A 20,769-nucleotide genomic window follows, 5' to 3' on the forward strand; every position below is an offset into this window, starting at 1 on the left:
GCCGCCCGGGCGCGCTCAGACCAGCTTGGCCACGAACAGGAAGTGCGGGCCCGCGGGCTGCAGGACGAACTCCTCGCCCACCGCTGTGAAGCCCTGCCCCTCCCAGAAGCCGCGGGCCGACGTGCGGCCGTTGCACCAGACCAGCTCCGCCCCGCGCTCCCGGGCCTCCGCGAGGGCCGCGCCCAGCAGCGCGGAGCCCAGGCCGCGGCCGCGTACCTCGGCGGCGGTGGCCATGCCGCGGATGCGGTAGGCGGCCTCCTGGTGCCCCGGCAGCTGCTCCGGGAAGAGCGTGACGCATGTCACGACCGGGGCAAGGGCGCCTTCGCCGTCGTAGCCCGCCATGTGGAACGCGGCCGGGTGGCCGTCCTCGACGAAGATCGCGGATTCGCGCGGGAGTCCCGGCCTCAGCACGGTCCAGCGCAGATCGAAGATCTCCTCGACGGGCACGACAGCGGTACGGAACTCCATGAGGACCATGCTAGGCGACCGTGCGGGCGCTCATTCCAGCAGGGAGGTCAGCGGCACGGTGGGGTCGGCGAGCGCCTCGGCGTCGACCCGGCGGCCGGAGCGGATGAGTTTCTGGATGGTGTCGGTGACGTCCCACACATTGACGTTCATCCCGGCCAGCACCCGGCCCTCGCGCAGCCAGAACGCGATGAACTGCCGCTTGCCGACGTCGCCACGGGCCAGCACCTGGTCGTACGTGCCGGGGGCGGCGTGCCCGGAGAACTCCATGCCCAGGTCGTACTGGTCGGTGAAGAAGTACGGGACGCGGTCGTAGCTCACGTCCTTGCCCAGCATCGCGCGCGCCGCCACCGGCCCGCTGTTCAGCGCGTTCGCCCAGTGCTCCACCCGCAACCGGCCGCCCAGCAGCGGGTGTTCGGCGTTGGCGACATCACCGGCCGCGAAGATGTCGGGGTCGGAGGTGCGCAGGGACGCGTCGACGGCGACCCCACCGCCGGCCTCGCGGTCGGCGAGCGCGAGCCCGGCGGCCTCGGCCAGCGCGGTGCGGGGCGCGGCGCCGATGGCGGCGAGCACGTCGTGGGCGGGGTGCTCCTCGCCGTCGTCGGTGAGGGCGGACAGCACCATGCCGTCCTGGCCGGTGATCCCGGTGAGCTTCGCGCCGAAGTGGAACCGCACCCCGTGCTCGCGGTGCAGGTCCGCGAAGACCTCGCCCAGTTCGGGGCCGAGCACCGAGTGCAGCGGGCAGGGCTGCGCCTCCACCACGGTGACCTCGACGCCGTAGCCCCGGGCGGCCGCCGCGACCTCCAGGCCGATCCAGCCCGCCCCGGCGATGACCAGATGGCCGTTCTCCCGGCCGAGGGTGGTCAGCACGTTCTTCAGCCGCTCGGCGTGCGCGAGCCGCCGCAGGTGGTGCACGCCGACGAGGTCGGTGCCGGGGATGTCCAGCCGGCGCGGCTCGGCACCGGTGGCCAGCAGCAGCTTGTCGTACGGGATGGAGGTGCCGTCGCCCAGCGTGATGCGCTTGGCCGCCCGGTCCAGGCCGGTGACCGGCTGGCCGAGATGGAGCTCCACGTCGTGCTCGGCGTACCACGCGGCGGGGTGCACGAAGACCGAGTCGCGCTCCTCGTTGCCCAGGAGGAACCCCTTGGACAACGGCGGGCGCTCGTACGGGTGGTCGCGCTCGTCCCCGATCAGTATCACGCGGCCGGTGAACCCCTCGGAGCGAAGCGTCTCCGCCGCTTTCGCCCCCGCGAGTCCCGCCCCGACGATGACGAATGTCTGGTCTGCGTCCACCACTGTGCGCCTCCCTGAAAGTCCCTCGGGTGCCCGGGTGCCCTCCCTCTGGCAATTGCCAGTGAGGTGAGCGTCCCGCACGGCACGGCCCACGGGAAGAGTGCCGCGCCGGGGCGGACGTCTCCCGGACACCCTCCGGGGGGCGGGCGGGGGCCCGCCGGGGGCTCACCGCCCGGCGGTGAGCCGGGCGTGCAAGGCGGTCGCCGCCGAGTCGGTCAGGGAGGCGATCTGGTCGACGACGGCCCGCTTGCGGGCCCGGTCGTCCTTGGCCGCGTCGAACATCCCGCGGAACTGCGGGTCCAGCCCCTCGGGCGCCCGCGCGAGCAGCGCCTCGGCCAGCTCGCCGATCACCACCCGCTGCTGGGCGCGCCGCCGCTCCTGCGCCTCGCGCTGCATCACGTAGCGGTCGGCGACCGCCTTGAGCACCGCACATTCCAGGCGCTGCTCGCGCGGCACGACCAACTGCGCGCGGTAGCGGGTGAGCCGGCCGGTGCCGAAGGCGTCGCGGGTGGCGCGCTCGGCGGCGAGGCAGAACCGGCCGATGAGCTGCGAGGTGGCGTCCTTCAACCGGGCCTGCGCGATGGCCGATCCGTCGAAGCCGTGCGGCCACCACTCCATGTCCAGCAGCCGGTCCAGGGTCTCGGCGAGCTCGTCCTCCTCGGCGCCCGGCGCGTAACGCGCGGCGGCCACGGCGAAGATCTCGCGCCGCTCCGGCTCGGCCAGCAGCACGGCCGGGTCCAGATGCCCGGCGTGCAGCCCGTCCTCGACATCGTGGACGGAGTACGCCACGTCGTCCGCCCAGTCCATGACCTGCGCCTCGAAGCACTGCCCGTACGGGCGGTCCGCCGGGGCGGTGCCGCGCAGCCACGCGAAGACCGGCAGGTCGTCCTCGTAGACCCCGAACTTGGGACTGCCGGGCTGCGTGGGATGGGCACCTCGCGGCCAGGGGTACTTGGTCGCCGCGTCCAGCGCCGCGCGCGTGAGGTTGAGGCCGACGCTGACCAGCGCGCCGTCGTCGTCGTGCGTGAAGCGCTTGGGCTCCAGGCGGGTGATGATGCGCAGGCTCTGCGCGTTCCCCTCGAAGCCGCCGCAGTCCTGGGCGACCTCGGCGAGCACCATCTCGCCGTTGTGCCCGAAGGGCGGGTGGCCGATGTCGTGCGCCAGGCACGCCGTCTCCACCAGGTCCGGGTCGCAGCCGAGCGCGGCACCGAGCTCCCGGCCGACCTGGGCGCACTCCAGGCTGTGGGTGAGCCGCGTGCGCGGACTGCTGTTGATCGCCCGCTCGTCGTCGACCGGGTCCACCACCTGGGTCTTGCCGGCGAGCTTGCGCAGCCCGGCCGAGTGCAGCATGCGCGCGCGGTCCCGCTGGAACGAGGTGCGGCCGGGCCGCTTGTCGGGCTCGGGCACAAAGCGCTCGGTGTCGGCCTGGCTGTAGGGGGCGTACTCGTCCGCTGCCTGGTGGTTCAGGTCCATACGGCGACAGTATCCGGCGCGGCCCCGCACGGGCCGCCCCGCGCCGCCCGGCCGGCCCGCACGGCCGAGTGGACCTTCCGGGCGCGGCCCGTGCCCGGTCGCAGCGGTGCGGCATCCCGCCGCGGGGTGCGCGCCCGGTGGCGCGGCTGCCGCGAAGCAGTCCGGCTCTGCAGTTCGCGAGGCGGCGCCTCGGCCCCTCCGCAACCGGCTCGGGCACCCCGTACCCATCGGGGCGCCGCCGGCCGTGCCCACAACGGACCCATGTCCTGCGCGGACCTCGGGTCGCACGACCCCGCGGCGGCCGGCCCCGGCCACCAGGACGTTCAGCGCTTCCGCGGACAGCACGGCCATCCGGCCGCCCAGGTGCACGGGGTGGGACCAAGGGCGGGGTGCCCGCGGCGACTGCTGACCCCGCGCCGGCATGACCCGGCGCAGCACGGCGAGGGGCCGTCAGGCAGCGGTCGTCGGGGCTGGAACCGGAACACGCCGTCAGTGCCGGCGCCGTCCGTAGCTCCTCGGGGCCACGCGCCGCACGGCCTCACCGAGCAGCGCAACGCGGGCCGACAGCTCTCCTCGAGGTCAGGGCAGCCCGGACGCACCGTCACACCCGCGCCGTCCACAGGCCCCAGGATCGCCGCAACCGTCCGCGACGACCTCCGGCCCCGGCCGCCCGGAGGCCTGCGCCCGCAGGAGCGGGACCCGCACACCGCGGCACGGCCGCCGGCTCAGCGGTGTTTCCAGTCGCCGCCGTGGATGGGGCTGCCGGAGGCGCGCAGGTCGCGTTCGTGGGCGGGGGCGGCGAGGTACACCCAGGCGGGGAGGGTCCGGCCGGCGTAGGTGCGGACGTCGCGGACGACGCGTTCGTAGAGGTTGTCGGCCGCGCCGGGGGTGTACTCCTCCAGCCGGTCGAGGTCGGCGAGGACGTCCTCGTAGAGGTCGTCGACCGGCCGCACGACATCGCCCTGGACGTGACCCCGCGGGTCGGACACGGCGTACGGGTAGCCCGGGCCGTCGAAGAGCAGGGCGCCGTGCAGGACGGCCGGGGTCTCCGTGGCGATGCGGCCGCGCAGCAGCCAGGAGTGGTTGATCTCGCCGGGCCGCAAGGTCCCGTACACGAAGAACGGGAGGCGGGAGTGGTCGTCTCGCACGGTCATCATGGAACCGCAGGGACGTGGGCGGCGTCGACTCGGGCGTGAAGCGGTTGCGCGGGAAGGTACGGACAGGTGTCAGGGCCCTGGCGGCACGCCTGCCCAGGTCCAGGCGGGGCAGGCGGCGGTTGCTGCGTGCGGCCGTGGCGGTGTGCGTGCTGGCGCTGCTGCCCGCCACATGGCTCCAGCTGACCGCGGACCCGCGGGTCCGCACCCTGGCCGACGCGCCCGCCGAGCCGGTCGCGGTCGTCTTCGGCGCCGGGCTGTGGAACGGCGAGCCCTCGCCCTATCTGGCCCACCGGCTCGACGCGGCCTCGGCCCTGTACTCCGCCGGGAAGGTGCGGGCGGTCCTCGTCACCGGCGACAACAGCCGCACCGACTACGACGAGCCGACGGCCATGCGGGACTACCTCGCCACGCACGGCGTCCCGCGCGCGAAGGTCGTCCTGGACTACGCCGGCTTCGACACCTGGGACTCCTGCACCCGGGCCAAGCGCATCTTCGGCGTCGACCACGCGCTCCTGGTCAGCCAGGGGTTCCACATCCGCCGTGCGCTCGCGCTGTGCCGCGCGGCGGGCGTCGACGCCTACGGGATCGGTGTCGACGAACCCCGCGACGTCACCTGGTACTACGGCGGCGCCCGTGAGATCGCCGGCGCCGCCAAGGCCGCCGTCGACGCCGTCCTCACCCCGGACCCGCGGTTCCTCGGCCCCCGCGAGCAGGGCATCGCGCAAGCGCTGCGCTGACCGCCGAACCGCTCCCCACCTGCGGCATTGGGCGCGGCTCCGGATGCGGATCTTCAGTGGGGCGGTGATGCTGGGAGGAGTGCCACGTCACGGCAAGGAGGACAGCGATGTCCATGTTGGACAAGATCAAGGCCAAGCTGAAGGGCCACGAGAGTCAGGCCCAGAAGGGCATCGACAAGGGTGGCGACACGGTCGACGAGAGGACCGGCGGCAAGTACCAGCGCCAGGTCGACACCGCCCAGGACAAGCTGAGCGACGAGTACGGCACGGGCGAATCGGGCGGGAACCGGCCTCCGCAGCCCTGACGCCGGCGGGCCGCCGCGCCCGCTTCGGGCGGCGCGCGGCGGCCCGGCCGCGAGGACCGGCCCGCGATCAGCCCAGGGGTTCCGGCCGCTGCCGCGTCAGGGCCGGCACCGGTGCCGCCGGCCGGGCGGAGATGGGCCGTCCGGCACCGTGCCGGGGCGCGGGCAGGGCGGCGGCCGGGCGCGTGAGGGGGGCCGTGGGGGCGGGGCGGCGCCAGCGGGCGGGCACCTCGGCCATGACGACGCCCAGGACGAGCCAGAGCAGCGTGGCGATGCGGTCCTGGTTGGCGGGGTGGTCCACCATCGCGCTCAGGAAGAACCCGGTGAGGGCGGCCAGCCCCGCGGTGCCGATCACCGACTTCTCGCGCGCGGCCCGGGCCGCGCTCAGCAGGGCCACCACCGTGATGCCGAGCATGCCCAGCAGTCCGACGGGGCCGGTCTCCACCAGCCAGTTCAGCCACATGTTGTGGGTGTGCACGAAGACCCGCTTGCCGGGGACGGCCGCGGAGACGACCGCGCCGGCCCGGTCGAGCCCGACGCCCATCGGGTTGTGGGCCGCGATCCGCAGCGCCGCCTCCCACGCGTTCCCCCGCACGCCCAGCGAGGCGCCGGCCCGGGACGTCTCCCAGATCGCCGCGCCGCCCGCCAGCAGGAGCAGCACGCCTCCGCCGGTCGCGAACCGGCGCTGCCGCCGGTCGAGGCGGGGCGCGACCCAGTAGGCGCCGCCCAGCACCAGCAGGCCCGCGACGGCGGCCACGTAGCCGGCGCGCGAGTACGTCGTGAGCACGGCCCCGTACGCCACCACCGCCACCAGGGTGACCGCGGTCCGCGCGGTGCGCTCGCCGACCGCCACGACGGCGAGCAGCAGGAACGGGGTCAGCAGGACGAGGAAGGCGGACAGCAGGTTCGGGTTGGCGAAGGTGCCCACGGCCCGGGTCAGCGCCTCGGAGCCGCCGGCGCCGCAGCCCACGTCGGTGAGCATCCCGGTGCGGCAGAACCCGGTCGGCACGTCATTGGTGACCTGGGTGAAGGCCGCCATGCCGGCCGCCGCGACGCAGACCGTCGCCAGCAGGCCGAAGGCCCGCCAGGACTCGGGCTGGGTGCGCCGCAGCCCGACGACGAAGTAGAAGCCGGCGACCACGGTCAGCAGTCCGCGCAGCGGGGCGGTGGGATGCCCGCCGAGGAAGGTGGTCGCCGCCGCGGCACCCAGCAGGATCACGACGGGCAGGTCCAGCCGCGTGCGGAAGCTGCTCAGCCGCGCGCCGCCTGCTACCAGCGCCACGAGACCGAGGCCGAGCGCGAGGCGGGCCGGGGTGACGACGCCGGTCAGCGGGTCGTCGGGGAAGAAGTCGGTCGCGGAGTCGAGGAGGACGACCGCGAGCACCATGAGCGGCACGACGTGGAGGACCGCCTGCAGGGGCCGGGGAGCTGCCATGCGCCCCACCCTGACCGCGGAACCGGACGGCCCGGTGTCGTCGGGACGAACAAAGGGGAGCGGGGGCGGCACCTTCGCACAAAGGTGCCGCCCCCGGTGAGGGTGGGAGATGGTCTCGGGGTGCCGGGGTGGTTACCGGCTGCCGTTGCCCCTGTTCTGCGCCGCGGCCCGGCCCGCCTCCAGGCGGGCGACGGGGATGCGGAACGGGGAGCAGGACACGTAGTCCAGGCCCACCTCGTGGAAGAAGTGGACGGACTCGGGGTCGCCGCCGTGCTCGCCGCAGACGCCCAGCTTGAGGCCGGGGCGGGTGGCGCGGCCGGCCTCGGCGGCGGACTTCACCAGCGAGCCGACGCCGTCGCGGTCGATGGTCTCGAACGGGGAGACGCCGAAGATGCCCTTCTCCAGGTACGCCGTGAAGAAGCTGGCCTCCACGTCGTCGCGGGAGAAGCCCCACACGGTCTGGGTGAGGTCGTTGGTGCCGAAGGAGAAGAACTCCGCGGCCTCGGCGATCTGCGCGGCGGTCAGGGCGGCCCGGGGCAGTTCGATCATCGTGCCGAGGGCGAGGGCGAGTTCGGTGCCGGTGGCGGCCTCGACCTCGGCGATGACCGACTCGGCCTCGTCGCGGACGATCTCCAGCTCCTGGACGGTGCCCACCAGCGGGATCATGATCTCGGCCCGGGGGTCGCCCTTGGCGTGCTTGCGTTCGGCCGCTGCCTCGGCGATCGCCCGCACCTGCATCGCGAACAGGCCGGGGATGACCAGGCCGAGGCGCACGCCGCGCAGGCCCAGCATCGGGTTCTGCTCGTGGAGCTTGTGGACGGCCTGGAGCAGCCGCAGGTCGTTCTCGTTGGCGTCCTTGCGGGACTCGGCGAGCGCGACGCGCACCGACAGCTCGGTGATGTCGGGCAGGAACTCGTGCAGCGGCGGGTCGAGCAGGCGCACGGTCACCGGCAGGCCGTCCATCGCCTCGAGGAGCTCGACGAAGTCGGACCGCTGGAGCGGCAGCAGGGCGCTCAGTGCCTGCTCGCGCTCGGTGTCGGTGTCGGCGAGGATCAGGCGCTCGACGAGTTCGCGGCGCTCGCCGAGGAACATGTGCTCGGTGCGGCACAGGCCGATGCCCTGGGCGCCGAAGCGGCGGGCGCGCGAGGCGTCCTCGGCGTTGTCGGCGTTGGCGCGCACCCGCAGCCGGCGGACGCGGTCGGCGTAGGCCATGATCCGGTGCACGGCCTGCACGAGTTCGTCGGCGTCGTCGGCGCCCGCGTGCATGCGGCCCTCGAAGTACTCCACGACCGGGGACGGCACGACGGGGACGGTGCCCAGGTAGACCTTGCCGGAGGAGCCGTCGATGGAGACGACGTCGCCCTCCTCGACCACCACACCGCCGGGCGCCGTCATGCGCCGCCGCTTGGTGTCGACCTCCAGCTCCTCGGCGCCGCAGACGCAGGTCTTGCCCATGCCGCGGGCGACGACGGCGGCGTGCGAGGTCTTGCCGCCGCGCGAGGTGAGGATGCCCTCGGCGGCGATCATGCCGTTGAGGTCGTCGGGGTTGGTCTCGCGGCGGATGAGGATGACCTTCTCGCCGGAGCGCGACCACTTCACGGCGGTGTACGAGTCGAAGACGGCCTTGCCGACCGCCGCGCCCGGCGAGGCGGCGATGCCCCAGCCGATCCGCTCGGACTTCGCCTTCTCGTCGAAGCGGGGGAACATCAGCTGCGCGAGCTGGCCGCCGTTGACCCGCTGCAGGGCCTCGGCCTCGTCGATGAGCCCCTGGTCGACCAGCTGGGTGGCGATGCGGAAGGCGGCGGCCGCGGTGCGCTTGCCGACCCGGGTCTGCAGCATCCACAGCTTGCCGCGCTCAATGGTGAACTCGATGTCGCACAGGTCCTTGTAGTGCGTCTCGAGGGTCTCCATGATCTTCATGAGCTGGTCGTACGAGGTCCGGTCGAGCTGTTCCAGCTCGGCGAGCGGGACGGTGTTGCGGATGCCGGCGACGACGTCCTCGCCCTGCGCGTTGCACAGGTAGTCGCCGTACACGCCCTGGTGGCCGGTGGCGGGGTCGCGGGTGAAGGCGACGCCGGTGCCGGAGTCGGGGCCGAGGTTGCCGAAGACCATGGAGCAGATGTTGACGGCCGTGCCGAGGTCGCCGGGGATGCGCTCCTGGCGGCGGTAGAGGATGGCGCGCTCGCCGTTCCAGGACTCGAAGACGGCCCGGACGGCCATGTCCATCTGCTCGCGCGGGTCCTGCGGGAAGTCCCGGCCGGTCTCCTTGGCCACGACGGCCTTGAACTGCTCGACCAGGTCCCGCAGGTCGGCGGCGTCCAGGTCGAGGTCGCTGTGGGTGCCCTTGGCGCGTTTGGCGTCCTCCAGGGCCTCCTCGAAGAGGTCGCCCTCCACGCCCAGCACGGTCTTGCCGAACATCTGGATCAGGCGGCGGTAGGAGTCCCAGGCGAAGCGCTCGTCGCCGGCCTGCGCCGCGAGCCCGGCCACGGAGTCGTCGGACAGTCCGATGTTGAGGACGGTGTCCATCATGCCCGGCATGCTGAACTTCGCCCCGGAGCGCACGGAGACCAGCAGGGGGTTGTCCGGCTGGCCGAGCTTCTTGCCCATCCGCTGTTCCAGCGCGTCGAGGTGCGCACTCACCTCGTCGCGCAGGGCCGCGGGTTCGGAGCCGGAGCCCAGGTAGACCTTGCAGGCCTCGGTGGTGATCGTGAAGCCCGGAGGGACGGGCAGGCCGAGGTTGGTCATCTCGGCGAGGTTGGCGCCCTTGCCGCCGAGAAGGTCCTTGAGGTCCTTGTTGCCCTCGGTGAAGTCGTAGACGAACTTCTGGATTTCTTGTTCTTCCGACACGGGACTCGCTCCTCGCGGCCGGGATGCCCTGACGGCGGGGAGCGTACCCATCCCTAAGGCGCTGCAGTACGTCCATCACCAGGTCACACGGCTGTAACCACCCATCGGCCGACAGATCGAAAGCGCGGGACCGGTTCGGGCGGGCATCGGATGCATTCAATCCTCGAACACATGATGCCGCCCGGTGATCACTGCCAGCGGTTTCTGTTACTCCATGCGAGGGATGGCTTGACCGGATGGCGACGACAACGATGGCACCCAGTGCCACCCCTAAGAGAGATGATGTGACACTCGACGTGCTCATCTGAGCAATGCCCCTATCAGACGTGGCGAGAATCACTCGCCCCGCCGCCGCCGCACCAGGCCCGGCGGACGGCCCGACGGCCGACCGGAATGCCGTCAGCCGCCGGAAGTGTCCGATTCCGCGTCCGCGTCGACGACCACCGAGCAGTCGTACGGGTCCTCCAACCAGCCGTCCGGGAGCGCCACGCGCTTGCCCGCCGCCGTACGGCCGCGCGGGCCTTCGGCGCCATCCGGCCATTCCTGGTCGAGCTCGAGTCCGTCGAGGTGGGCGTCGAGCTCGGCCAGGGAGGACGCCATGGCGAGCTTGCGGCGCATCTCGGAGCCGACCGAGAAGCCCTTGGTGTACCAGGCCACGTGCTTGCGGAAGTCGATCACACCGCGCTCCTCGTCACCCAGCCACTCCCCGAGCAGCTCCGCGTGGCGCCGCATCACCCCCGCGACCTCGCGCAGCGCCGGGGTGGCCAGGTCGCCGCCGCCCTCGAACGCGGCGACGAAGTCGCCGAACAGCCAGGGCCGGCCCAGGCAGGCGCGGCCCACGACCACGCCGTCGCAACCGGTCTCGCGCATCAGCCGGACCGCGTCCTCGGCGCTCCAGATGTCGCCGTTGCCGAGCACGGGGATCTCCGGGACGTGCTCCTTCAGGCGGGCGACCTTCTCCCAGTCGGCCGAGCCGCCGTAGTGCTGGGCGAGCGACCTGCCGTGCAGCGCGACGGCGGCGATCCCCTCCTCGACGGCGATACGGCCCGCGTCCAGGTAGGTGACGTGATCGTCGTCGATGCCCGTGCGCATCTTGATGGTGACCGGCAGGTCGCCCGCGCCCGCGACGGCCTCGCGCAGGATCGACCGGAACAGGTTGCGCTTGTACGGCAGGGCCGCACCGCCGCCCTTGCGGGTCACCTTGGGGACCGGGCAGCCGAAGTTGAGGTCGATGTGGTCGGCCAGGTCCTCGTCGACGATCATCCGGACCGCCTTGCCGACGATCACCGGGTCCACCCCGTACAGCTGGATCGAGCGGGGGTTCTCGCTCTTGTCGAAGTGGATGAGCTGCATGGTCTTCTCATTGCGCTCGACGAGCGCCCGAGTGGTGATCATCTCGGAGACGAACAGCCCCTTGCCGCCGGAGAACTCCCGGCACAGCGTGCGGAAGGGGGCGTTGGTGATGCCCGCCATCGGCGCCAGCACCACAGGCGGCCACACGGTGTGCGGGCCGATCGTGAGCGACGGGGCGGTGATGGCGTCTGCAGTCATGCCTCCCATTCTCGCGTATGCACGGGAGACCGGGGCCCGGGGTGGGTGTAGATTGAAATGGTTACACAAATACAATCAAAGTCCGGGGCGGGAGTCCCGGCGGAGCGGACGGGGTACCGATGCCGGAGCTCAGCCACCGCAGGCGTCTGCTGGTGCTGGCCATTTGCTGCATGAGTCTGCTCATCGTCAGCCTCGACAACACGATCCTCAACGTGGCGCTGCCGTCCATGCGCGCGGACCTGCACGCCTCGATCTCCGGACTGCAGTGGACGATCGACGCGTACACCCTCGTGCTGGCCTCGCTCCTGATGCTCTCCGGATCGACCGCCGACCGCATCGGACGGCGCCGGATCTTCCGCCTCGGGCTGGTGATCTTCACCGTGGCCTCGGGGCTGTGCAGCATCGCCCCCAGCCTGGAGTGGCTGGTGGTCTTCCGGATGCTCCAGGCGGTCGGCGGCTCCATGCTCAACCCCGTCGCGATGTCGATCATCACCAACGTCTTCACCGACCCGCGGGAGCGGGCACGGGCCATCGGCGTGTGGGGCGGCGTCGTCGGCATCAGCATGGCGGCCGGCCCGATCGTCGGCGGGGCGCTGGTGGAGTCCATCGGCTGGCGCTCGGTCTTCTGGATCAACCTGCCCATCGGGTTCCTCGCCCTGATGCTGACCGCCCGGTTCGTCCCCGAGTCGCGCGCGCCCAGGCCGCGCCGCATCGACCCGGTCGGCCAGGTGCTGATCATCGCGCTGCTCGGCTCGCTGACGTACGCGATCATCGAGGCGCCGGGAGCGGGCTGGGGCTCGCCCCTCATCATCGGCTGCCTGGTGATCGCCGCGGGCTCGGCGGCGGGCCTGATCGGCTACGAACGGCGACGCAAGGAACCGCTGATCGACCCCCGCTTCTTCCGCAGCGCGCCCTTCAGCGGGGCCACGGTGATAGCGGTGAGCGCCTTCGCCGCGCTCGCCGGCTTCCTCTTCCTCAACACCCTCTACCTCCAGGACGTACGCAAACTGTCCGCCCTGGACGCCGGACTGCACCTGCTGCCGATGGCCGCCATGGCACTCGTCTTCGCCCCGCTGTCCGGCCGCATGGTCGGCAGCCGCGGCCCGCGGCTGCCGCTGCTGCTCGCCGGCACCGCCACGACCGCGAGCGGGGTGGTCTTCGCCGCGCTGCACGGCCAGTCCTCCGACGTCCTGCTCTTCACCGGGTACGTCCTGTTCGGCATCGGCTTCGGCTTCGTCAACGCCCCCATCACCAACACCGCCGTCTCCGGCATGCCGCGCTCCCAGGCGGGGGTCGCCGCGGCCGTGGCCTCCACCAGCCGCCAGGTCGGGCAGTCGCTGGGCGTCGCCGTCGTCGGCGCGGCCCTGGCGGCAGGGCTGGACATCACGGCGTGGTGGATCATCACCGGCTGCGGAGTGGTCGTCCTGGTGCTGGGCTGGCTGACGACGGGCTCCTGGGCCGCGGGCACCGCGGCACGGGCCGCGCAGCGCCTGGCGGCCGACGAGCCGCGGGAGATGGTGGGCGCCAGGTGAACGACGCGACGCCGGACCGCGTGTGGCGCAATCTGCGCACCCTCGTCCTGGAACGCAACGAGCGCCGCCGGGAGGTGGCCGACGCCCTCGGCATGAGCTTCTTCCGCGTCAAGGCGCTGCGCCGGATCGCCGCCGCGCCCGTCACCCCGGGAGAGCTCGCGTCCGACCTCATGTCGGACCGCCCCTACATCACGCTCGTCGTGGACGACCTGGCCCGGCGCGGCCTGGTGGACCGCACCCCGCACCCCGGTGACCGCCGCCGCAAGGTCGTCGCGGTCACCGCGGCCGGTGCCGCGGCCGCCGCGGAGGCCGAGCGCATCCTCGGCACTCCCCCGCCGGGTCTCGCCGCCCTGCCGGAGGACGAACTCGCGCTGCTGGACCGCATACTGGGCCGGCTGCTCGACGGGTGATCCCCATGCCCGCTGTCGGACCCCCGCGTTACCGTCACGGCATGACGCACACGCCGATCACCGAGCCGGGCGACGCACGCGACCACGAGACCCTCGTGGCGCTGGCGGCGCGGGGCGCACGGCCGAAGTACCTGTTCTTCTGGGGTCACCGCCCGCAGCGGGACGGCAGCGTGGGCGCGGGCTGCCTGAGCCAGTGGTGGCCCTCGCGGTTCTCCGTCGACGGCGTCGTGTACCCCACGGCCGAGCACTGGATGATGGCCGGCAAGGCCCGGCTCTTCGGCGACGAGGAGACGCTGGCGAAGATCCTCGCCGCGCCGCATCCGCAGGCCGCCAAGCGGCTCGGCCGCCAAGTGCGCGGCTTCGACGGCGAGGCGTGGGAAGCGCGGCGCTCGGAGCTCGTCGTGGCCGGCAACGCGGCCAAGTTCGGGCAGGACCCGGCGCTGCGCGCCTATCTGCTGGGCACGGGCCGGCGCGTGCTCGTCGAGGCCAGCCCGGTCGACCGGATATGGGGCATCGGCCTGGCCGCCGACGACGAGCGCGCCGCCGACCCGGCGCAGTGGCGCGGTCTGAACCTGCTGGGCTTCGCGCTGATGGAGGCCAGGACCCGGCTCGGCTGAGTCAGGCTCTCGGCCGGGTCAGGCGGGGACGGCCTGCGGCAGGGAGGCAGCGGCAGGGGCGGTGACCAGCTCGTACAGACGCTGCACCCGCTCCCGGGTGACGTCGTCCGCCGGGGTGTAGGTCACCAGCCGCGGGCCTTGCCGGGGGCCGAGCCACAGGTGGGTGAAGTCGAAGGTGAGCAGCCCGACATGGGGGTTGAGGAAGCGCTTGGTGCGGTTCTCCGGCTCCTGGACCTCATGGCGCTCCCAGAGTTCGCGGAACTCCGGCGACGCCTGCTCCAGCCGCTTCACCAGCGACTTCCAGGCGGGCTCGGCGAGGTGCCCGGCCATCGCGGAGCGGTACTTGGCGACCATCAGCCGGCTGGTCTCCTTCCAGTCCGGCATACCGACGCGCCAGGCGGGGTCGGTGAAGGCCAGCCACATGATGTTGCGGTCCTCGAAGGGCAGCGCGTCGAGGTCGGCCACCAGCCGCCCGTAGGTGCGGTTGTGCGCGATGACATCGGTACGGCTGTTGAGGACGGCGGCCGGCAGCGGCTCCAGCTTGGCGAGCAGCTCGCGGATCTGGTCCGACATGCCGGGGCACCGGGCGAGCGGATTGGGGTCGGTGACACCGGCCAGCAGGAACAGGTGCGTGCGCTCGTTCGGGTCGAGCATCAGCGCGCGGGCGACGGCGTCGGCGACCTGGGCCGAGATCTGGATCTCCCGGGCCTGCTCCAGCCACGTGTACCAGGTGACGCCGACCGCGGCGAGCTGCGCGACCTCCTCGCGGCGCAGCCCCGGGGTGCGGCGGCGGCGCCCGGGCGGCAGGCCGACCTGCTCGGGGGCGATCCGCTCGCGGCGGCTGCGGAGGAAGGAAGCGAGTTCCAGCCGGGCTGCTGCGGTCGTCGTCATGACTCCCAGGGTGCCGCATCGCCCAGCCCGTTGCCAGGTGGTCGTGATACCTGGATAAACGCTCTCTGGTACCACCTTGGGAAGGGGCCCATCGTGTCATAGGTGACCGATCGAAACGACCTCTCCGTCTCCTCCGGCCTGCCGTCGCGGGCTCAGGTCAAGCCCCGGGTGATCCGCCTGCGCGGCGGCGCCGGCGCCGCGTCCGCGCCGTCCGCTCCCGAGGCCCCCTCCACCGCCTCCACCGCCTCCGCGGCGTCGCCCGCCCCGCCCGCCTCCCCCGTGCTCAGCCCGCTCGGCCTGTTCACCGTGCTGCTGGGTGCCGCGCTGCCGCTGATCGACTTCTTCATCGTCAACGTCGCCCTGCCCGCCATCGAATCCGACCTGCACGCCGGGGCCGCGCTGCTGGAGTTGGTGGTCGCCGGTTACGGCGTGGCCTACGCCGTGCTGCTGGTGCTCGGCGGGCGGCTCGGCGACTCCTTCGGCCGCCGCCGGCTGTTCATGGCGGGCATGGCGGCCTTCGGCCTCACCTCGCTCGCCTGCGGCCTGGCGCCCGACGCCTGGACGCTGGTGGCGGCGCGCGTCGCGCAGGGCGCCTCGGCTGCCCTGATGCTGCCGCAGGTGCTGGCCACCATCCACTCCGCCACCTCCGGCCACCGCCGGGCCAAGGCGCTGAGCCTGTACGGTGCCACCGCCGGCCTGGCGATGGTCGCCGGGCAGATCCTCGGCGGCATCCTGGTCGCCGCGGACATCGCGGGCACCGGCTGGCGCGCGGTGTTCCTGGTGAACGTGCCGGTCGCGGCGATCGGCCTGTTCCTGGCCACGCGCAGTGTGCCGGAGACCCGTTCCGAGCACCCGGCGCCCGTGGACCGTCCCGGCACGCTCCTGCTGGCGGTGTCCCTGATCACGCTGCTCGCGCCGCTGACCGAGGGCCGGGCCGCCGGATGGCCGGTGTGGACCTGGGTGTCGCTGCTGCTCTTCCCCTTCGCCTCGATCGCCTTCTACCTGGTCGAGCGCCGGGCGGACCGCGCGGGACGGGTGCCGCTGGTGCCGCCGAGCCTGTTCCACTCGGCGGGCATGCGCAGGGCGCTGCCTTTGGTGCTGCCGTTCTCCCTCGGCTTCGGCGGCTTCATGTTCGTGATCGCGGTGGCGCTCCAGGAGGGCCTGGCGTACGGCCCGGTGGAGGCCGGTGCCGCGCTGGTGCCGATGGCGGTGGCGTTCTTCGCCGCCTCGCTCGCCGGGCCGCGCCTGGTCCTGCGCTACGGGGGGCGGGTGGTCACCGCGGGCGGCCTGGTGCAGGCGGCGGGTGTCGCCGTGCTGGCGGCGTCGGTGGCCCGCGCGTGGCACGCGGGAGGCATGAGCGGCTGGGCGCTGCTGCCGGGGCTGGCACTGGCCGGCTTCGGGCAGGGGCTGCAACTGCCCGTGCTCTTCCGGCTGGTGCTCGCCGACGTGCCGGCCGCCCGGGCCGGGGTGGGCAGCGGGGTCATGGTGACCGCGCAGCAGTCCGCGCTCGCCCTGGGCGTGGCCACGCTCGGCACCCTCTTCCTCTCCCTGGCGCCCGGGCACGGGATGCGGGACGCCCTGGTCATCGTGCTGGTCGTGCAGCTCGCGGCCGTCCTGGGCACGGCGCTGTTCAGTCTGCGGCTGCCGCGGCACGTGGGGTGAGGCACCCGGCCCCGCGGTCATGACGGGGCGGGTACCGACGATCGACAGAGGGAGTGGGTTGGACACATGCACTGACAGATATTGAAATCTGTCAGTGCATGTGTCATCGTTGTCCGCACACCCCCTGAACGGAGTTCCCGCAATGCGCAACCGCACCCTCGGCACCACCGGCCCGACCGTCTCCACCCTCGGCCTCGGCGCCATGGGCATGTCGGCCCTCTACGGCGAGGCCGACCGCGCCGAGTCCATCGCCACGATCCACGCCGCCCTCGACGCGGACATCACCCTGATCGACACCGGCGACTTCTACGGCATGGGCCACAACGAGATGCTCATCGGCGAGGCCCTGCGCTCCGCCGGCGCGAACCGTGACAAGGCCCTGATCAGCGTCAAGTTCGGTGCCCTGCGCGGCCCCGGAGGCGAGTGGCTCGGGTACGACGGCCGGCCGGCAGCGGTGAAGAACTTCGCCTCGTACTCGCTGCAGCGCCTCGGCACCGACCACATCGACATCTACCGCATCGCCCGCGTCGACCCCGCCGTCCCGATCGAGGAGACCGTCGGCGCCATCGCCGACCTCGTCCAGGCCGGCCACGTACGCCACATCGGCCTGTCCGAGGTGGGCGCCGACACCCTGCGCCGCGCGGCCGCCACCGCCCCCATCAGCGATCTGCAGATCGAGTACTCACTGATCTCCCGCGGCATCGAGGACGAGATCCTGCCGACCGCCCGCGAGCTGGGCATCGGTGTGACCGCCTACGGCGTGCTCTCGCGCGGCCTGATCAGCGGCCACTTCACCCGGGACCGGCAGCTCGCCGCCCACGACTTCCGGGCGATGAGCCCGCGCTTCCAGGGCGAGAACCTGGACCACAACCTGGCGCTGGTCGAGGCGCTGCGGAAGATCGCCGAGCAGAAGGGCGTCTCCGTCGCGCAGACCGCCATCGCCTGGGTGCTGGCCCAGGGCGAGGACATCGTGCCGCTGATCGGCTCCCGCACCCGCGAGCGGCTCGGCGAGGCGCTGGGCGCGCTGGACATCCGCTTCGACGCCGCCGACCTCGCCGCCATCGGGACGGCCGTCCCGGCCGGCGCGGCGGCGGGCAACCGCTACCCGGACGCGCAGATGGGCCACCTGGACAGCGAACGGCAGCACTGACACCCACCGCCCCGGTCCTGGGAGAATGTCCACCATGCCACCCGAGACGCTGACCGCAGAACGCATCCTCGAGACCACGGAGGACGTGCTGCGCCGCTACGGCCCCGCCAAGGCCACCGTGGTCGACGTGGCCCGCGCGCTCGGCGTCAGCCACGGAAGCGTGTACCGGCACTTCCGGACCAAGGCGGCGCTGCGGGAGGCGGTCACCCAGCGCTGGCTGGACCAGTCGCACGCGGAACTCTCCGCCATAGCGCTCGACGCCGGCCGCCCCGCGCCGGACCGGCTGCGGGCGTGGCTCGCGGCGCTCTTCGCGGCGAAGCGGCGCAAGGCGGGTGGCGACCCGGAGCTGTTCGCGACGTACATGGTGCTGGCGGCGGAGCAGAGCCTCGTCATCGAGCGCCATGTGGACGACCTGGTGGGGCAGTTGACCCGGATCGTCCGGGACGGGGCCGGCGCGGGCGAGTTCGAGGCCGGGGACCCGGACGTCGTGGCGCGGGCCGTCTTCGACGCCGCGGGACGCTTCCACGACCCCGCCTACGCGGCCGAGTGGTCCGCCCCCGGCATCGACGCCGCGTTCACGGCCGTCTGCGACCTGATCGTGCGCGGCCTGGCGTCCTGAAGCGCGGGCGCACACACGGAAGGCGCCCGGTCTCCCCCTCGGGGGTGACCGGGCGCCTTCGCCGTACGTCGGGACCTAGCAGCCGAGCAGACGGCCGCCGAGGAAGGACTCGACCTGGTCGAGCGAGACGCGCTCCTGCTTCATGGTGTCGCGCTCGCGGACCGTCACCGCGTTGTCCTCGAGGGTGTCGAAGTCGACGGTGACGCAGAACGGCGTGCCGATCTCGTCCTGGCGGCGGTAGCGGCGGCCGATGGCGCCGGCGTCGTCGAACTCGATGTTCCAGTGCCGGCGCAGGTCCGCGGCGAGCCCCTTGGCCTTCGGGGAGAGCTGCGGGTTGCGGGACAGCGGGAGCACCGCGACCTTGACCGGGGCCAGGCGCGGGTCGAGCCGCATGACGGTGCGCTTCTCCATCACGCCCTTCGCGTTCGGCGCCTCGTCCTCGTTGTAGGCGTCGAGCATGAAGGCGAGCATGGCGCGGTTGAGACCGGCCGCGGGCTCGATGACGTACGGGAAGTAGCGCTCACCGGCCTCCTGGTCGAAGTACGACAGGTCCTGGCCGCTGGCCTGGCTGTGCGCCTTGAGGTCGTAGTCCGTGCGGTTGGCGATGCCCTCCAGCTCGGAGAACTCGGTGCCGCCGAAGTTGAAGCGGTACTCGATGTCGGTGGTGCGCTTCGAGTAGTGGGAGAGCTTCTCCTTGGCGTGCTCGAACCAGCGCATGTTCTCCTCGCGCAGGCCGAGGCCCCGGTACCAGTCCCAGCGCTGCTGCATCCAGTACTCGTGCCAGGTCTCGTCCTCGCCCGGCTTGACGAAGAACTCCATCTCCATCTGCTCGAACTCACGGGTCCGGAAGATGAAGTTGCCCGGCGTGATCTCGTTGCGGAAGGACTTGCCGGTCTGGGCGATGCCGAACGGCGGCTTCCGGCGCGAGGTCGTCTGCACCTGGGAGAAGTTGGTGAAGATGCCCTGGGCGGTCTCGGGGCGCAGGTAGGCGACCGAGCCGGAGTCCTGGGTGGGGCCCAGGTGGGTGGAGAGCAGCCCGGAGAACTGCTTGGGCTCGGTGAACGCGCCCTTGTTGCCGCAGTTGGGGCAGTTGATCTCGGACAGGCCGTTGGCCGGCAGGTGGCCGTGCTTGGCCTCGTACGCCTCCTCCAGGTGGTCCGCGCGGTAGCGCTTGTGGCAGGAGGTGCACTCGGTGAGCGGGTCGGTGAACGTGGCGACGTGGCCGGAGGCCTCCCAGACCTCGCGGGCCAGGATCACCGAGGAGTCAATGCCGACCACGTCCTCCCGCGAGGTGACCATCGCACGCCACCACTGGCGCTTGATGTTCTCCTTGAGCTCCACGCCCAGCGGCCCGTAGTCCCAGGCGGCACGCTGACCGCCGTAGATCTCGCTGCAGGGGAAAACGAAGCCACGGCGCTTGCTCAGGCTGACGATGGTGTCGATCTTGTCGGCGGCCACGGTGCTCTCTTCAGACGACGAAGCGGTCGGTGGGGTCGCCGGGGGCGAGCTCGGTCCGGCGAATACCTCAGATTACCGGCGCCGACGGGGGCCGTATCAAATCGGTTCCGCGCCGCGGGGGGCCGATCGTGATCAGACTGTGCTCAATTGACAATCGTTTCCATTTTTGTTGAAAATGGGAGTCATGAACATAGGTCGTGTGCTGCTCCCGATGGCGGCCGTCGCCGGGCTGGTCGCCCTCTCCGCGTGCTCCGCCGCCGCGGGCGACACCCGGACCGCGGACGGCCGCCTCAAGGTCACCGCGTCCTTCTACCCGATGCAGTTCCTGGCGGAGCGGATCGGCGGCAGCCACGTCAGCGTCACCGGCCTCACCAAACCCGGCACCGAGCCGCACGACCTGGAACTCACCCCCCGGCAGATCGGCCGACTCGGCCAGTCGGGCGTGGTCGTCTACCTCAAGGGCCTCCAGCCCGCCGTGGACGAGGCCATAGCCCAGTCCGGTGTGCGGCACATCGTGGACGCCGCCTCGCTCACCGCGCTGGAGGAGCACGGCACCGAGGTCGACGGCGAGCACCACACCACCGGCGACAACCACAGCGGCCCCGGCCCGGACGAGGAAGATCCGCACCACCACGAGGACGCCGGCGCCGACCCCCACATATGGCTCGACCCCGTGAAGTACGCGCAGGTCGCCGAGGGCGTCGGCCGGGCGCTGACCCAGGCCGACCCGGACCACGCGGCGCTCTACGCCAAGAACACCGACGCGCTCGTGAAGAAGCTCGACGCGCTGAACACCGCGTTCGCCGACGGACTGCGCACCCGTACCTCGGACACCTTCCTCACCACCCACGCCGCCTTCGGCTACCTCGCCGAGCGGTACGGCCTGGTGGAGGAGGCGGTCAACGGCATCGACCCCGAGGCGGAACCGAGCGCCGCCCGGATGCGGGCGCTCCAGCAACTCGCCAGGGACAGGCACGTGAGCACGGTGTTCTTCGAGACGCTCGTCAGCGACCGGACCGCGAAGACCCTCGCGGGTGACCTGGGCCTGCGGACCGACGTACTCGACCCGATCGAGGGGATCACCGACCGCTCACGGGGGTCCGACTACTTCGGGGTCCAGCGCGCCAATCTCAAGGCCCTGCAGACGGCGCTGGGCGCCACCACGTGACC

At 72.5% G+C, this 20,769-nt stretch carries 18 protein-coding genes; 9 read left to right on the forward strand and 9 right to left on the reverse strand.

The window, feature by feature from the left end:
- Positions 1-15 precede the first annotated feature (15 nt).
- The 4 genes from ABZ883_RS17550 to ABZ883_RS17565 form a co-directional block, all read right to left on the reverse strand.
- Complete coding sequence (locus tag ABZ883_RS17550; protein WP_360906724.1) at positions 16-468, reverse strand: GNAT family N-acetyltransferase; 453 nt, start codon at positions 466-468, stop codon at positions 16-18.
- Positions 469-498: 30 nt separating this feature from the next.
- Positions 499-1,761: an FAD-dependent oxidoreductase gene (locus ABZ883_RS17555; protein ID WP_360906726.1), complete on the reverse strand. Its 1,263-nt coding sequence runs from the start codon at positions 1,759-1,761 to the stop codon at positions 499-501.
- A gap of 162 nt (positions 1,762-1,923) precedes the next feature.
- The gene (locus ABZ883_RS17560) at positions 1,924-3,231 is read right to left on the reverse strand and encodes a deoxyguanosinetriphosphate triphosphohydrolase (protein ID WP_360906728.1); all 1,308 of its coding nucleotides are present in this window, start codon (positions 3,229-3,231) and stop codon (positions 1,924-1,926) included.
- A 725-nt stretch (positions 3,232-3,956) separates the two neighbouring features.
- Positions 3,957-4,388 (reverse strand): gamma-glutamylcyclotransferase family protein, encoded by a 432-nt coding sequence (locus tag ABZ883_RS17565; RefSeq protein ID WP_360906730.1) that lies wholly within the window; start codon positions 4,386-4,388, stop codon positions 3,957-3,959.
- Positions 4,389-4,423: 35 nt separating this feature from the next.
- Here ABZ883_RS17565 and ABZ883_RS17570 point away from each other — a divergent pair, with 35 nt between their 5' ends.
- Together ABZ883_RS17570 and ABZ883_RS17575 are read left to right on the forward strand one after the other, a co-directional pair.
- Positions 4,424-5,125 (forward strand): ElyC/SanA/YdcF family protein, encoded by a 702-nt coding sequence (locus ABZ883_RS17570; protein WP_360906994.1) that lies wholly within the window; start codon positions 4,424-4,426, stop codon positions 5,123-5,125.
- Between the two features lie 107 nt (positions 5,126-5,232).
- Positions 5,233-5,430, forward strand: coding sequence for an antitoxin (locus tag ABZ883_RS17575; RefSeq protein WP_360906732.1), 198 nt, complete (start codon positions 5,233-5,235; stop codon positions 5,428-5,430).
- A gap of 67 nt (positions 5,431-5,497) precedes the next feature.
- Here ABZ883_RS17575 and ABZ883_RS17580 read toward each other — a convergent pair whose 3' ends face one another.
- From ABZ883_RS17580 to dusB, 3 genes are all read right to left on the reverse strand, one after another.
- Positions 5,498-6,862 carry an O-antigen ligase family protein gene (locus ABZ883_RS17580; protein WP_360906734.1) on the reverse strand — a complete coding sequence of 455 codons (1,365 nt, stop codon included), beginning with the start codon at positions 6,860-6,862 and terminating at the stop codon, positions 5,498-5,500.
- A gap of 132 nt (positions 6,863-6,994) precedes the next feature.
- A complete protein-coding gene (gene ppdK / locus ABZ883_RS17585) occupies positions 6,995-9,709 on the reverse strand; it encodes a pyruvate, phosphate dikinase (RefSeq protein WP_360906736.1) in 2,715 nt (904 codons plus the stop codon).
- Between the two features lie 399 nt (positions 9,710-10,108).
- Entirely contained in the window at positions 10,109-11,260 is a 1,152-nt protein-coding gene (gene dusB, locus ABZ883_RS17590) for a tRNA dihydrouridine synthase DusB (protein ID WP_360906739.1), read from the reverse strand.
- Positions 11,261-11,379: 119 nt separating this feature from the next.
- On the opposite strand from dusB, the gene ABZ883_RS17595 reads away from it, so the two are divergent.
- The 3 genes from ABZ883_RS17595 to ABZ883_RS17605 are packed head-to-tail and all read left to right on the forward strand — an operon-like array spanning position 11,380 to position 13,819.
- Positions 11,380-12,792, forward strand: coding sequence for an MFS transporter (locus ABZ883_RS17595; RefSeq protein WP_360906741.1), 1,413 nt, complete (start codon positions 11,380-11,382; stop codon positions 12,790-12,792).
- Positions 12,789-13,202 (forward strand): MarR family transcriptional regulator, encoded by a 414-nt coding sequence (locus ABZ883_RS17600; RefSeq protein ID WP_360906743.1) that lies wholly within the window; start codon positions 12,789-12,791, stop codon positions 13,200-13,202. The genes ABZ883_RS17595 and ABZ883_RS17600 overlap by 4 nt, the downstream gene beginning before the upstream one ends.
- Before the next feature lie 41 nt (positions 13,203-13,243).
- Positions 13,244-13,819: an NADAR family protein gene (locus ABZ883_RS17605; RefSeq protein WP_360906745.1), complete on the forward strand. Its 576-nt coding sequence runs from the start codon at positions 13,244-13,246 to the stop codon at positions 13,817-13,819.
- An 18-nt stretch (positions 13,820-13,837) separates the two neighbouring features.
- Here ABZ883_RS17605 and ABZ883_RS17610 read toward each other — a convergent pair whose 3' ends face one another.
- Positions 13,838-14,710 carry a helix-turn-helix transcriptional regulator gene (locus ABZ883_RS17610; protein ID WP_360906748.1) on the reverse strand — a complete coding sequence of 291 codons (873 nt, stop codon included), beginning with the start codon at positions 14,708-14,710 and terminating at the stop codon, positions 13,838-13,840.
- Positions 14,711-14,989: 279 nt separating this feature from the next.
- On the opposite strand from ABZ883_RS17610, the gene ABZ883_RS17615 reads away from it, so the two are divergent.
- The 3 genes from ABZ883_RS17615 to ABZ883_RS17625 all read left to right on the forward strand — a co-directional run bounded on the left by ABZ883_RS17615 (position 14,990) and on the right by ABZ883_RS17625 (position 18,141).
- Positions 14,990-16,372, forward strand: a complete 1,383-nt coding sequence (locus ABZ883_RS17615; RefSeq protein WP_360906996.1) for an MFS transporter — start codon at positions 14,990-14,992, stop codon at positions 16,370-16,372.
- A gap of 142 nt (positions 16,373-16,514) precedes the next feature.
- Entirely contained in the window at positions 16,515-17,522 is a 1,008-nt protein-coding gene (locus tag ABZ883_RS17620) for an aldo/keto reductase (RefSeq protein ID WP_360906750.1), read from the forward strand.
- Positions 17,523-17,556: 34 nt separating this feature from the next.
- On the forward strand, positions 17,557-18,141 hold the full coding sequence (locus ABZ883_RS17625) for a TetR family transcriptional regulator (protein WP_360906752.1): 585 nt from the start codon (positions 17,557-17,559) through the stop codon (positions 18,139-18,141).
- A gap of 75 nt (positions 18,142-18,216) precedes the next feature.
- On the opposite strand, the gene ABZ883_RS17630 is transcribed toward ABZ883_RS17625, so the two are convergent.
- Entirely contained in the window at positions 18,217-19,599 is a 1,383-nt protein-coding gene (locus tag ABZ883_RS17630) for a glycine--tRNA ligase (RefSeq protein WP_360906754.1), read from the reverse strand.
- Between the two features lie 184 nt (positions 19,600-19,783).
- Here ABZ883_RS17630 and ABZ883_RS17635 point away from each other — a divergent pair, with 184 nt between their 5' ends.
- Positions 19,784-20,767, forward strand: a complete 984-nt coding sequence (locus tag ABZ883_RS17635) for a metal ABC transporter substrate-binding protein (protein ID WP_360906756.1) — start codon at positions 19,784-19,786, stop codon at positions 20,765-20,767.
- Positions 20,768-20,769: the final 2 nt, after the last annotated feature.

The sequence above is a fragment of the Streptomyces sp. NPDC046977 genome (genome assembly GCF_040644455.1).
In the GTDB taxonomy this organism is placed as follows: domain Bacteria; phylum Actinomycetota; class Actinomycetes; order Streptomycetales; family Streptomycetaceae; genus Actinacidiphila.

Coding starts and splice junctions, on each gene's coding strand:
- ABZ883_RS17605 (WP_360906745.1), top strand. CDS start 13,244: ATGACGCACACGCCGATCACCGAGCCGGGCGACGCACGCGACCACGAG.
- ABZ883_RS17610 (WP_360906748.1), bottom strand. CDS start 14,710: ATGACGACGACCGCAGCAGCCCGGCTGGAACTCGCTTCCTTCCTCCGC.
- ABZ883_RS17550 (WP_360906724.1), bottom strand. CDS start 468: ATGGAGTTCCGTACCGCTGTCGTGCCCGTCGAGGAGATCTTCGATCTG.
- ABZ883_RS17635 (WP_360906756.1), top strand. CDS start 19,784: ATGAACATAGGTCGTGTGCTGCTCCCGATGGCGGCCGTCGCCGGGCTG.
- ABZ883_RS17575 (WP_360906732.1), top strand. CDS start 5,233: ATGTCCATGTTGGACAAGATCAAGGCCAAGCTGAAGGGCCACGAGAGT.
- ABZ883_RS17565 (WP_360906730.1), bottom strand. CDS start 4,388: ATGATGACCGTGCGAGACGACCACTCCCGCCTCCCGTTCTTCGTGTAC.
- ABZ883_RS17560 (WP_360906728.1), bottom strand. CDS start 3,231: ATGGACCTGAACCACCAGGCAGCGGACGAGTACGCCCCCTACAGCCAG.
- dusB (WP_360906739.1), bottom strand. CDS start 11,260: ATGACTGCAGACGCCATCACCGCCCCGTCGCTCACGATCGGCCCGCAC.
- ABZ883_RS17595 (WP_360906741.1), top strand. CDS start 11,380: ATGCCGGAGCTCAGCCACCGCAGGCGTCTGCTGGTGCTGGCCATTTGC.
- ABZ883_RS17620 (WP_360906750.1), top strand. CDS start 16,515: ATGCGCAACCGCACCCTCGGCACCACCGGCCCGACCGTCTCCACCCTC.
- ABZ883_RS17625 (WP_360906752.1), top strand. CDS start 17,557: ATGCCACCCGAGACGCTGACCGCAGAACGCATCCTCGAGACCACGGAG.
- ABZ883_RS17580 (WP_360906734.1), bottom strand. CDS start 6,862: ATGGCAGCTCCCCGGCCCCTGCAGGCGGTCCTCCACGTCGTGCCGCTC.